Annotated in this window: 12 protein-coding genes; 7 read left to right on the top strand and 5 right to left on the bottom strand. The window is 63.7% G+C overall.

Annotation, left to right across the window (positions count from 1 at the left end; all coding sequences use genetic code 11):
* The first annotated feature begins 10 nt into the window (after positions 1-10).
* The 7 genes from mltB to N805_RS25340 all read left to right on the top strand — a co-directional run bounded on the left by mltB (position 11) and on the right by N805_RS25340 (position 6495).
* Positions 11-1021 carry a lytic murein transglycosylase B gene (gene mltB, locus N805_RS25310; protein ID WP_026034607.1) on the top strand — a complete coding sequence of 337 codons (1011 nt, stop codon included), beginning with the start codon at positions 11-13 and terminating at the stop codon, positions 1019-1021.
* Entirely contained in the window at positions 1021-2022 is a 1002-nt protein-coding gene (locus N805_RS25315; RefSeq protein WP_019472767.1) for a septal ring lytic transglycosylase RlpA family protein, read from the top strand. Before mltB ends, N805_RS25315 begins: the two co-directional genes overlap by 1 nt.
* 272 nt (positions 2023-2294) lie before the next feature.
* Complete coding sequence (locus N805_RS25320) at positions 2295-3455, top strand: D-alanyl-D-alanine carboxypeptidase family protein (RefSeq protein ID WP_019472766.1); 1161 nt, start codon at positions 2295-2297, stop codon at positions 3453-3455.
* Positions 3456-3527: 72 nt separating this feature from the next.
* Positions 3528-3803, top strand: a complete 276-nt coding sequence (locus tag N805_RS25325; protein WP_019472765.1) for a DUF493 domain-containing protein — start codon at positions 3528-3530, stop codon at positions 3801-3803.
* On the top strand, positions 3803-4450 hold the full coding sequence (lipB, locus tag N805_RS25330; RefSeq protein WP_012274372.1) for a lipoyl(octanoyl) transferase LipB: 648 nt from the start codon (positions 3803-3805) through the stop codon (positions 4448-4450). Before N805_RS25325 ends, lipB begins: the two co-directional genes overlap by 1 nt.
* 2 nt (positions 4451-4452) lie before the next feature.
* Entirely contained in the window at positions 4453-5469 is a 1017-nt protein-coding gene (lipA, locus tag N805_RS25335) for a lipoyl synthase (protein ID WP_019472764.1), read from the top strand.
* Positions 5470-5556: 87 nt separating this feature from the next.
* A complete protein-coding gene (locus N805_RS25340) occupies positions 5557-6495 on the top strand; it encodes a S66 peptidase family protein (RefSeq protein WP_019472763.1) in 939 nt (312 codons plus the stop codon).
* Between the two features lie 107 nt (positions 6496-6602).
* Here the strand turns inward: N805_RS25340 and N805_RS25345 are convergent, their stop codons facing one another.
* The 5 genes from N805_RS25345 to leuS form a co-directional block, all read right to left on the bottom strand.
* Positions 6603-7919, bottom strand: a complete 1317-nt coding sequence (locus tag N805_RS25345; protein WP_019472762.1) for a lytic murein transglycosylase — start codon at positions 7917-7919, stop codon at positions 6603-6605.
* A gap of 60 nt (positions 7920-7979) precedes the next feature.
* Entirely contained in the window at positions 7980-8144 is a 165-nt protein-coding gene (arfA, locus tag N805_RS25350; protein WP_012274368.1) for an alternative ribosome rescue factor ArfA, read from the bottom strand.
* 200 nt (positions 8145-8344) lie between these two features.
* A complete protein-coding gene (gene holA, locus N805_RS25355; RefSeq protein WP_019471727.1) occupies positions 8345-9382 on the bottom strand; it encodes a DNA polymerase III subunit delta in 1038 nt (345 codons plus the stop codon).
* A gap of 39 nt (positions 9383-9421) precedes the next feature.
* Positions 9422-10027, bottom strand: coding sequence for an LPS assembly lipoprotein LptE (gene lptE / locus N805_RS25360; RefSeq protein ID WP_019471726.1), 606 nt, complete (start codon positions 10025-10027; stop codon positions 9422-9424).
* 61 nt (positions 10028-10088) lie between these two features.
* The gene (gene leuS, locus N805_RS25365) at positions 10089-12695 is read right to left on the bottom strand and encodes a leucine--tRNA ligase (RefSeq protein ID WP_019471725.1); all 2607 of its coding nucleotides are present in this window, start codon (positions 12693-12695) and stop codon (positions 10089-10091) included.
* Positions 12696-12720: the final 25 nt, after the last annotated feature.

Consider the following 12720-nt stretch of genomic DNA (forward strand, 5'->3'; position numbering starts at 1 on the left):
GAAGAATTTCATGCAAGCAGTGCGTAACTGGGCTGCCCGTTGTGCGCCGTGGATCGGCGCGGTGGGCCTGTTCGGCGCTGTACAGCTGGCCCATGCCGGCGATTACCAGGGCTCACCGCAGGTGGCCGAGTTCGTTGGCGAAATGAGCCGCGACCATGGTTTTGCCCCTGAGCAGCTGATGGGCGTGTTCCGTGAAGTGCAGCGCAAGCAGTCGATCCTCGACGCCATCTCGCGCCCGGCCGAAAAGGTCAAGCCGTGGAAGGACTACCGGCCGATGTTCCTCACCGACGCGCGCATCGCCCGTGGTGTGGACTTCTGGCGCCAGCACGAGGCCGTGCTGGCCCGAGCCGAGCAGGAATACGGCGTGCCGGCGCAGTACATTGTCTCGATCATCGGTGTGGAAACGTTCTTTGGCCGCAACACCGGCAACTATCGGGTGATCGACGCGCTGTCGACGCTGGGCTTCGACTACCCGCCGCGGGCCGAGTTCTTCCGCAAGGAACTGCGCGAATTCCTGCTGCTGGCCCGTGATGAGCAGCTCGACCCGCTCACGCTCAAAGGCTCCTATGCCGGTGCCATGGGCCTGCCGCAGTTCATGCCGAGCAGCTTTCGCAACTACGCGGTGGACTTCGACGGCGATGGCCACATCAATATCTGGAACAACCCGGACGATGCCATCGGCAGCGTCGCCAGCTACTTCAAGCGCCATGGCTGGGTGGCCGGTGGGGGCGTGGTCAGCCGCGCCTGGGTGGACGGTGCAGCTGCCGAGCAAGGCCTGACCACCGGCATCGAACCGGTGAAAACGGTAGGGGAGTTGCGCGCGCTTGGCTGGTCGGTTCATGATTCGCTGCGCGACGATCTGCCGGTTACTGCCTTCCGTCTTGAGGGCGACAACGGCCCCGAGTACTGGGTGGGCCTGAAGAACTTCTACGCGATCACTCGCTACAACCGCAGCGTGATGTATGCCATGGCGGTGCATCAGCTTGCGCAACAGCTGGTTCAAGCACGGGGCGTCAAGTAATGCGCGCAATCATTTCTGCCAATTCCTTCAAGCTGTTGACCTGCCTCGCCGTTGGCGTGGTGCTGGCCAGCTGTTCATCCAGCCGCCCGACTCCGCAAAGCAGTGGCAACGTCGTGCGCACCCAGCCGGGCCTGGACATCAACCGTGCTCACAAGGACGGCGCGCCGTGGTGGGATGTGGATGTGAACAAGATCCCCGACGCCACGCCGACCGTGCACACCGGCAACTACAAGGCCAACCCGTACACGGTGCTGGGCAAGACTTATTACCCGATGCAGGACTCGCGCAATTACCGCGCCGAGGGCACCGCATCGTGGTACGGCACCAAGTTCCACGGCCAGAACACCGCCAACGGCGAGCTGTACGACCTGTATGGCATGAGCGCGGCGCACAAGACCCTGCCGCTGCCGGCCTACGTGCGGGTGACCAACCTGGCCAACGGCCGTAGCGTTATCCTGCGGGTGAATGACCGTGGCCCGTTCTATTCCGACCGCATCATCGACCTGTCCTACGCGGCGGCGAAAAAACTCGGCTATGCCGAGACCGGCACGGCGCATGTGCGCGTCGAGGGTATCGACCCGCAGCAGTGGTGGGCCCAGCGTGGCCAGACGCCACCGATGGTGCTGAAAGAGCCGCAGGTGGCCCAGACCCAGGCGCTCCCGGCCAGTACCGGGCGTGTCGAGCAATGGACGCCGCCGGCACAGCAGCACGCGGCGCCGGTGGTGCCGGTACAGGTGGGTGGCAACAACGTACCTGGCGGCAATGGTGGCAGCTTCCTGCAGGTGGGCGCCTTCGCCAACCCGGACGCCGCCGAACTGCTGCGCTCCAAGCTCAGCACCATGGTCAGTGCACCGGTGTTCATCAGCTCGGTCGTGCGCAACCAGCAGACCCTGCACCGCGTGCGCCTGGGGCCGATTGGCAGCCAGGGCGAGATCCAGCAAGCACAAGACAGCATCCGGCTGGCGAACTTGGGGCAGGCCAAGCTGGTCACAGCTGACTGACCGCGTCGTCTTCTTCGCGGGCACGCCCGCTCCCACAGGGGTATGCGACACCCTGTGGGAGCGGGCGTGCCCGCGAAGAAGGCAACACCAAACTGTCGGTTTTGTCATGAATTGCCGGGCGCGGCCATGTACAATGACGGCTTTTGCCCGCAGCGACATAAAGCCGCACGTTCGCGGGCCAGGCCAACGGCCATAAAACTAGACTGACTGGCGCTGGGCACATGATCTTGCCCAGGGAACATCTCAGACCATTAGCGATTTTCGAGAGACGGATGAACATCACCAACCTTGCCAAACGACTTTGCCTGCCTGTACTGCTGCTGATCACGCCTGCCGCCTTCGCGGCAGAGCAGATGACGCCGGCGCCACCGCAACTGGCAGCCAAGTCCTACGTACTCATGGACGCGTCCAGCGGCAACGTGCTGGTCGAGAACAACGGTGACGAGCGTCTGCCGCCAGCCAGCCTGACCAAGCTGATGACCGCCTACATCGCCACCCTGGACATCCGCCGCGGCCAGATCGGTGAGAACGACCCGGTTACCGTCAGCGAAAACGCCTGGCGTACCGGCGGTTCGCGCATGTTCATCAAGGTCGGCAGCCAGGTGACTGTCAGCGACCTGCTGCACGGCATCATCATCCAGTCCGGCAACGACGCCTCGGTCGCCCTGTCCGAGCACATCGCCGGCAGCGAAGATGCCTTCGCCGACATGATGAACAAGACGGCTGCCGACCTGGGCATGACCAACAGCCACTTCATGAACCCGACTGGCCTGCCGAACCCGGAGCACTACTCGTCGGCGCACGACATGGCCACCCTGGCCCGTGCGATCATCACCGTCGACCCGGCCCACTACGCCATCTACTCGCAGAAAGAGTTCTTCTGGAACAACATCAAGCAGCCTAACCGCAACCTGCTGCTGTGGCGTGACAAGACCGTCGATGGCCTGAAGACCGGCCATACCGACGAAGCCGGTTACTGCATGGTGGCTTCGGCCGTTCGCGATGGCCAGCGCCTGATCGCCGTGGTGTTCGGCACCAACAGCGAGCAGTCCCGTGCTGCCGAAACCCAGAAGCTGCTGACCTACGGTTTCCGCTTCTTCGAAACCCAGACCTTCTACCAGAAGGGCACCGAGCTGACCCAGGCCCCGGTCTGGAAGGGCGCCACCAGCCAGATCAAGGCTGGCCTGGCCGACGACCTGACCATGACTATGCCTAAAGGCCAATTGAAGCGCCTGCAGGCTTCGATGACCATGAACCCGCAGCTCACCGCGCCAATCGCCAAAGGTGACGTGATCGGCAAAGTGGAAGTCAAACTGGACGAGAAAGTGGTTCACAGCGCCGACCTGATCGCCCTCGATGGCGTCGAGGAAGGTGGTTTCTTCCGCCGTATGTGGGATAGCATCCGTCTATTCTTCTTCGGGTTGTTCAACTGATACGTGACCTTCATGCCCCCGCGTAGCTCGCGGGGCGTTGTTGTTGCCACGGCTTACGAGGCCGTTTCCGCCATGAGCGAACCAGACGTCAAGTCGCACAAGATCGAATTCCCTTGCGCTGATTACCCGATCAAGGTAATCGGTGATACCGGTGTCGGCTTCAAGGACACGGTAATCGAGATCCTCAGCAAGCACGCCAAGGTCGACCTTTCCACGTTGGCTGAACGCCAGAGCAAGGAAGGCAAGTACACCACCGTGCAGTTGCACATCGTTGCCGAAAGCGAAGACCAGTTGCACGATATCAACAGCGCCCTGCGCGCTACCGGCATCGTGAAAATGGTGCTCTGATGTCCGCCTGTCTCGGTTTTCGCGAGCTTGGCCTGCAGCCCTATGAACCGGTGCTGGAGGCCATGCGTCGCTTTACCGAGCAGCGCAGCCCGGACAGCCAGGATGAAATCTGGCTGGTCGAGCACCCCGCAGTCTTCACCCAGGGCCAGGCCGGCAAGGCCGAGCACCTGCTGGTGCCGGGCGACATCCCGGTGGTGCAGACCGACCGCGGTGGCCAGGTGACCTACCATGGCCCCGGTCAGCAGGTGGCCTACCTGCTGCTGGACGTGCGCCGGCTGGGCTTTGGCGTACGCGAGCTGGTCAGCCGTATCGAACAGGCCTTGATCGGCCTGCTCGCCAGTTACGACGTGCAGGCATCGGCCAAGCCCGATGCCCCGGGCGTCTATGTCGACGGAGCGAAGATCGCCTCCCTCGGCCTGCGAATTCGCAACGGCCGTTCGTTCCACGGCCTTGCCCTGAACGTGGACATGGACCTTGCGCCATTCCGCCGAATCAACCCCTGCGGCTATGCGGGGCTGGCCATGACCCAGCTGCGCGATCTGGCAGGCCCGATCGAACTCGACGAGGTCAGGACAAGGCTGCGCGGACAGCTGGTCAAGCACCTCGACTACGCTGAGCAGACGACCCTCACGGGCGGAATCGACTGAATATGACAACTGTGCAAGAAGCCGTGCCGAACCTGATCCCTACCCAGGATGCCACCCCGCGCCAAGCGCCGAAGAAGGTGGAAGCTGGGGTTAAACTGCGTGGTGCCGACAAAGTTGCGCGCATCCCGGTAAAGATCATCCCTACCGACGAGCTGCCGAAAAAGCCTGACTGGATCCGCGTGCGTATCCCGGTGTCGCCCGAGGTAGACCGTATCAAGCAACTGCTGCGCAAGCACAAGCTGCACAGCGTTTGCGAAGAGGCCTCCTGCCCGAACCTGGGTGAATGCTTCTCCGGTGGTACCGCCACCTTCATGATCATGGGTGACATCTGCACCCGTCGTTGCCCGTTCTGCGACGTTGGCCACGGCCGACCGAAGCCACTGGACCTGGACGAGCCAAAAAACCTGGCTGTCGCCATTGCCGACCTGCGCCTGAAGTACGTGGTGATCACCTCGGTGGACCGCGACGACCTGCGTGACGGCGGTGCCCAGCACTTTGCCGACTGCATCCGCGAAATTCGCGCGCTGTCGCCGGGTGTGCAGCTGGAAACCCTGGTGCCGGACTACCGTGGCCGCATGGACGTTGCGTTGGCGATCACTGCGCAAGAGCCGCCAGATGTGTTCAACCACAACCTCGAGACTGTGCCGCGCCTGTACAAGGCCGCGCGTCCGGGTTCGGATTACGACTGGTCGCTGGACCTGCTGCAGAAGTTCAAGCAGATGGTGCCGCACGTACCGACCAAGTCGGGCCTGATGCTCGGCCTGGGCGAGACTGACGAAGAAGTGATCGAGGTCATGCACCGCATGCGTGAGCATGAAATCGACATGCTCACCCTCGGCCAGTACCTGCAGCCATCGCGTAGCCACCTGCCGGTGCAACGTTTCGTTCACCCGGACACCTTCGCCTGGTTCGCCGAGGAAGGTTACAAGATGGGCTTCAAGAACGTCGCCTCCGGCCCGCTGGTGCGTTCTTCGTACCACGCTGACCAGCAGGCTCACGAAGCCAAGATCAAGCTCTGAGCCACGCGCAGAGCCACATATGCCGATGCGCGCCGAAAGGCGGCATCGGCATTTTTGTTTGTGCCACACGCGCTGCAAGGAGCCGCGATGAATTGCGCCGAAACCTTCCAACCTCGCCTGCCAGCCGCGCTGCCGGCTAACGCCTGCTTTGCCATTGTCGCGCCAGCGGGCGCGGCGCGGCTGGATACGCACAAAGTCAGCCAGTGGTTTGCTGAGCGCGGCTACCGTTGCCGTATCTACCCGGGTGCCCTGCAGGCGCAAGGTTACCTGGCAGGGCCGGACCAACAGCGCCTGCAAGACCTGCACGATGCTTTTGCCGACCCGGCCATCGACGCCATCCTGTGCATGCGCGGCGGCTATGGCAGCATGCGCTTGCTCGACCAGCTCGATTTCGAGCTGATTCGGCGCAACCCCAAGCCGTTGATCGGCTACAGCGACATTACCGCACTGCACACCGCGATCTACCGGCATAGCGGGTTGGTCACCTTCCATGGGGGGATGCTCAATGCCGACCTGCTGGGGGCCAAGTTGCCACCCACCGAGTCGTCGTTGCTGGCGCAGCTGGGTGGGCATGTGCGGGCTGGCGAGCCGATCGTGCACCCGGCGGACTATGCCTTGAGCAGTGTGTTGCCGGGTGTGGCCAGCGGTGCGCTGCTGGGCGGTAACCTGTCTATGTTGGGCGCGACCATGGGGACGCTTGCCGAGCTGGATACCCAGGGCTGCATCTTGTTCATCGAGGACGTCAATGAGCCGTTGTACCGGGTGGACCGGTTGCTGACCCAGTTGCGCCTGGCGGGCAAGCTGGAGGGAGTGAAGGGCGTGCTGGTGGGGGACTTTGCCGGGATTACCACGGCGGCGTTGGCGCCGTTGCTGGAGCAGACGTTCGCGCCGTTGGGTGTACCGGTGCTGGCGGGGTGGCGCAGTGGGCATTGCGACCCGAATGTGTGCTTGCCGTTGGGGGCTCGGGTAAGGCTGGACAGTGATCGGCAGAGCCTGGTGCTGGAGCAGGATCTGTTCAAGGCTTGAGATTGTGGGGGCTGCTTTGCAGCCCATCGCGACACAAGGCCGCTCCTACAGGGGGATTGCGATACATTGCAGTTACGCGGTTGTCTGTAGGAGCGCCCCCGGCAATCTCACGGCTGGCGCAGGCTCTCGAGCAGCTTGTGGGTCGGGTAGCCATCTGCTGGCCACCCCAGCCCCTGCTGGGCAGTGCGAATGGCCTTGCGGGTATTGGCACCGATGATGCCATCGGCATTCCCGGCCTCGTGCCCACGGCTGTTCAGCAAGTTCTGCAGCTCCATGCGTTCGCTGCGGCTGAGCGGCAGGTCTTCTTTCGGCCAGCTGCCGGCAATAAAGCCCCAGCCGCTGAAGCGATCCCCCAGCAGGCTGACCGCCAAGGCATAGGACGACGAGTTGTTGTACTTGAGAATGGCGCGGAAGTTGTCCAGTACCAGGAACGCTGGCCCGCGCGCGCCAGCCGGCAGCAGCAAGGCGGCAGACAGCTGGTTGCTGTTGGCGGGCAACTGCGTGCCTGCCGGCAGTGTCACGCCCATGGCCAGCCACTCGCTCACCGGTTTGCGCAGCGCGCCATCGGCTTGCCAGAAATCGAAACCAGCCGGCACTTGTACCTCGAAGCCCCATGGCTGACCACGCTTCCAGCCCGAGCTTTGCAGGTAGTGCGCAGTCGAGGCCAGGGCATCCGGTGTACTGTTCCAGATGTCGCGGCGGCCATCACCGTCGAAGTCCACGGCATGGGTGTTGTAGGTGGTCGGGATGAACTGGGTCTGGCCCATGGCGCCGGCCCACGAACCACGCATGGCCTCGGGCTGGATGTCACCATGCTGGATGATCTGCAGCGCGGCGATGAGCTGGTCCTGGGCGAACTGCGGGCGGCGGCCCTCATAGGCCAGCGTAGCCAGCGAACGAATTACAGATTTGTTGCCCTGGAACTGGCCAAAGTTGCTTTCCATGCCCCACACCGCGACCAGCACCTGGCGGTCAACGCCGTAGCGTTGCTCGAGGCGGGCCAGCAGCTCGGCGTTCTGCTCCAGCAGCTTTTTGCCGTTGCGCACGCGCAGAGGCGACAGGGCGCCTTCGAGGTATTCCCATACCGGGCGGGTGAACTCTGGCTGGCTGCGGTCGGCCTTGATCACGTCCATGTCGGGGGTGACGCCGAGGAAGGCGCTGTCGAACGTACTCGGCGAGATACCGGCTTGCAGGGCTTGCTGGCGGAAGCCTGCCTGCCACTGGGCGAAGGTTTGCAAAGGCTGGATTTCAGTGCTGACGTCGGGCGTTGTGCCGGGCACAGTCACCACTGGAGCGGGTTGGGCAGGGGCCAGCGGCAGTGCGTCGGCAGCGGTGGGCTTTTCCGCGCAGGCCACAAGCAGGATGAAGCTGGAGGCCGCGATCAGCTGGCGGGTTTCCCAACGGGGGATAAGACGGAAGAGCATGCACAGATCCAGAATTGCAGGTCAGGTGACGACCATATCATGCCTGCGCTTGCGATGCTTTCATGCTGCCAAAAAGTAGGAAGCCTCCCAATCTCTCGATTGGAAGGCTTCGCGGCGGTAGCTGCCTTTGCCCTTGTCCGGTTGTTCCTGGCGGCAGCGGAACAGTGGCTGGGCGATGATGGACTTGGCCTTGTTGGGGCCGTGCTTTTTCGGCTTTTTGCTCATGGCGGGGTTCCCGGTTTGGGTGGGTTTCGGGGCGCACTGTAGGGCTTGGTGCGGGGTGGGGCCAATTGATTGTGTTTATGGTCAGGATCCCGGGCATAGCATCCCTGTGGGAGCGGGCGTGCCCGCGAACACCGGCGAAGCCGGTGCCATCCACCGCGTCGCCTGATTCGCGGGCACGCCCGCTCCCACAGTGGCCCTGGTTACTCGGGGGGGAGGGTAAGGCGCTGCCCCGCCATCAACAGCGACAAGCGCGCAAGCCCCGTCCAGGGCGAGCCCTCGGCCTGGCCCTTGATCTGCGCATCAATACGCTGGGCGTCCTGCAGCAACTGCCCCCAGCGCTGCGCCGACAGGCGCTGCAGGGCTTTGCTGACCAGCGGTCGGCGTTTGTCCCAGATCGGCGGGCGGGCCTGGCTAAAGGCTTTGTCCAGCGGCACCCCCTGGCTGAACTGTTGGGCCAGCCCAGCCAGTTGGCGCAGCTCGCGGGCCAGGGCCCAGAGGATCACGGGTGGTTCTACACCTTCACCCCGCAAGCCTTCGAGCATGCGCAGGGCATGCGCAGCTTCGCCGTTGAGAATGGCGTCGACCAGGCCGAAGACATCGAAGCGGGCGCTGTCGGCGACGGCGGCCTGCACGGTTTCCACGGTGATCTGGTTGCCGTCGGCGAGCAGCTTGAGCTTTTCGATTTCCTGCGCGGCGGCCAGCAGGTTGCCTTCCACGCGCGCAGCGATCAGGTCGACAGCGTCACGTTGCGCCGACAGGCCGGCTTGCTGCAGCCGCTGGTTGATCCACTGTGGCAACTGGTGCACATCCACCGGCCAGATCTGGATGAACTGGCAGTGCGCACCTTCGATCAAGGCCTTGCCCCACTTGGTCTTCTGCGCGCTGCCGTCGAGCTTGGGCAGGCTGACCAGCAGCAAGGTGTCTTCGGCGGGGTTGGCGCAGTATTCCATCAGTGCGGCGGCGCCCTTGTCACCGGGCTTGCCCGAAGGCAGGCGCAGTTCCAGCAGGCGGCGCTGGGCGAAAAGCGACAGGCTGGCGCCAGCCTGGAGCAGGGTACCCCAGTCGAAGTTGGCGTCGGCACTGAAGACCTGGCGTTCGTCAAAACCTTGCTGACGTGCCGCGTTGCGGATGGCGTCAGCGGCTTCCTGGCACAGCAGCGGGTCGTCGCCGCTGACCACGTAGACCGGTGCAAGGGCGCCTTGAAGGTGCTTGTTGAGTTGGGCGGGGGCGAGTTTCATGGGAAACAGGTGGGGCACCCGAGGGTGCCCCACGCGGGCTTAGTTGCCCGGTACTTCCAGTGGCGACTGTTGAGGCGTTTCGGCCTGCTGACGGCGGGCGGCCTCCAGCGCGTCGGCTTCGGCCTTGGCGCGTTCGTCGGCTTTGCGTTGCAGCTCGTCCAGCTGGGAAGGGCTCAGCATCTGCAGGCGGACGACCATGGCGTTGACCAGGTCGCGGCGCATTTCTGCGCGGGCGCGGGTGGCTTCCTGTTCTGAACCGGTGATGTTCGAGGCGTCACGCACGTAGACCTTGCGCACTTGCAGCTTGTCGCTCAGCAGCTCCAGGTTGTTCAGGCCCTGGATGCTGTAGTTCAGCTCTGTGGTCAGCTCGTACTCGGCGGTACGGTTGCCGCTGTTGTAGGTTGCCGAGCGCTCGCGCTCCTGCTCGTTGGTCAGCACCAGGCGGTAAGGTGCGCCGGCATGCACGTTGACACCGCTGCGCTTCAGTACCTCGCGCAGCTCGACCACGGTCGGGCCGTAGGCATTGCGTGCGCTGACGTCCATTTCCTTCACACTCAGCTCGGTGGAGCCGGTGCCGCGCAGCTGGAAACCGCAGGCGCTGAGCATGACCGCCAGGCCGATTACCAGCAAATTGCGTTTGATCATGTTGTTGCTCCCTTGTGGGCCTGTTCCGCCCACCCGCAGCCACTGCGGGTGGGCGTTTTCATCAGTTGGCGACGATGTTGACCAGCTTGCCCGGTACCACGATGACCTTGCGGATGGTCAGGCCATCGATGAAGCGCAGGACATTCTCGTTGCTGCGGGCGGCGGCTTCGACTTCTTCGCGGCTGGCCGCGGCAGGCATCTCGACCTGGCCGCGCAGTTTACCGTTGACCTGAACCACCAGGGTAACGGTGTCCTGCACCAGTGCCTGTTCGTCGACGCTCGGCCAGGCGGCATCGATCACCGACCCGGCGTGGCCGAGGTGCTGCCACAGCGCGTGGGAAATGTGCGGAGTGATCGGTGCCAGCAGCAGGGTGACGGCTTCCAGGCCTTCGTGCAGCAGGGCACGGTCCTGTTCGCTGGCCTGCGGGGCCTTTTCCAGTACGTTCATCACGGTCATCACCTGGGCGATGGCGGTATTGAACTTGTGGAACTGGCCTACATCGTTGCTGGCCTGCTTGATGGCGGCGTGGATGGCACGGCGGATGACCTTCTGCGCATCGTCCAGGGCGGCGATATCCAGCTTGCCCGGCAGGCCTTGGCTGACGTGGGCCTGTGCCAGGCGCCAGACACGGCGCAGGAAGCGGCTGGCACCTTCGACGCCGGAGTCGGACCATTCCAGGCTCATGTCGGGCGGCGAGGCGAACATCATGAACAGGCGGCAGGTGTCGGCGCCGTAGGCTTCGATCATCGATTGCGGGTCGACGCCGTTATTTTTCGACTTCGACATCTTCTCGGTGCCGCCGATTTCCACCGGCAGGCCGTCGGTCTTCAGCCGGGCGCCGATGATCTTGGCCTTGGCATCGCGCTCGATCTCGACATCGGCCGGGTTGAACCAGTCCTTGCCGCCATTGCTGGCCACGCGGTAGTAGGTTTCGGCGACTACCATGCCCTGGGTCAGCAGGTTCTTGAACGGCTCGTTCGAGGTGACCAGGCCTTCGTCGCGCATCAGCTTGTGGAAGAAGCGCGCGTACAGCAGGTGCAGGATCGCGTGTTCGATACCACCGATGTACTGGTCTACCGGCAGCCAGTGGTTGGCGGCTTTCGGGTCGACCAGGCCCTTGTCGTAGTTCGGCGAGGCATAGCGGGCGAAGTACCAGGACGATTCGACGAAAGTGTCCATGGTGTCGGTTTCGCGCTTGGCCGCAGTGCCGCATTTCGGGCAGGTGCATTCGTAGAATTCTGGCATGCGCGCCAGTGGCGAGCCAGCGCCGTCCGGTACCACGTTCTCCGGCAGGGTGACCGGCAGCTGGTCTTCCGGCACCGGTACGTCGCCGCAGGACGGGCAATGGATGATCGGGATCGGGCAGCCCCAGTAGCGCTGACGGCTGATGCCCCAGTCGCGCAGGCGGAACTGGGTACGCGACTTGCCGAGGTCCTTGCGGATCAGGGCGGCTTCGATGGCGTCGAAAGCACCGGCGAAGTCCAGGCCGTCGAACTCGGCGGAGTTGATCAGCTGGCCGTGCTCGCCATAGGCGGCCTGCCACTCGCTGCCGACTTCATCGCCAGCGCTGGTGCGTACCACGGCCTTGACCGGCAGCTTGTACTTGTGGGCGAACTCGAAGTCGCGCTCGTCGTGGGCCGGCACGGCCATTACGGCGCCATCGCCGTAGTGCATCAGCACATAGTTGGCGACCCATACCGGCAGCTTCTCGCCGGTCAGCGGGTGCTCGACCAGCAGGGAAGTGGCCATGCCCTTCTTCTCCTGGGTCGCCATGTCGGCCTCGGCAACGCTGCCGCTCTTGCACTCGTCGATGAACGCCTGCAGCGCCGGGTTGCCCTGGGCAGCCTGGGTGGCCAGCGGGTGCTCGGCGGCAACGGCGACGTAGGTCGCGCCCATCAGCGTGTCCGGGCGGGTGGTAAAGACCTTGAGGGTGCCTTCGTGGCCGATGCTGGCCTGGTCGTACGGGAACTGCACTTCCATGCCGCGCGACTTGCCGATCCAGTTGCGCTGCATGGTCTTGACCTGTTCAGGCCAGCCCGGCAGCTCGTCGAGGCTTTCCAGCAGCTCGTCGGCGTAGTCGGTGATGCGGAAGTAGTACATCGGGATTTCGCGCTTTTCGATCAGCGCGCCCGAACGCCAGCCACGGCCGTCGATGACCTGCTCGTTGGCCAGTACGGTCTGGTCCGCCGGGTCCCAGTTCACGGTGCCGTTCTTGCGGTAGATGATGCCTTTCTCGAACAGGCGGGTGAACAGCCACTGCTCCCAACGGTAGTAGTCGGGCTTGCAGGTGGTGACTTCACGTGCCCAGTCGATGGCCAGGCCCAGGCTCTTGAGCTGGGTCTTCATGTAGTCGATGTTTTCGTATGTCCACTTGGCCGGGGCGACGTTGTTTTTCATCGCCGCGTTTTCCGCGGGCATGCCGAAGGCGTCCCAGCCCATCGGCTGCAGAACGTTTTTGCCCAGCATGCGCTGGTAGCGGGCAATCACGTCACCGATGGTGTAGTTGCGCACGTGGCCCATGTGTAGCTTGCCGCTCGGGTACGGGAACATCGATAGGCAATAGTAGGTGTCTTTGCCTGGCTGTTCGGTAACAGCGAACGATTGTTGCTCGTCCCAGAAATTCTGGGCGGCGGCTTCGATATCACGGGGCGTGTATTGTTCGTGCATGGCTACTTTTGGCTGAGAGAGAAGA

Source organism: Pseudomonas putida S13.1.2, assembly GCF_000498395.2.
In the GTDB taxonomy this organism is placed as follows: domain Bacteria; phylum Pseudomonadota; class Gammaproteobacteria; order Pseudomonadales; family Pseudomonadaceae; genus Aquipseudomonas; species Aquipseudomonas putida_Q.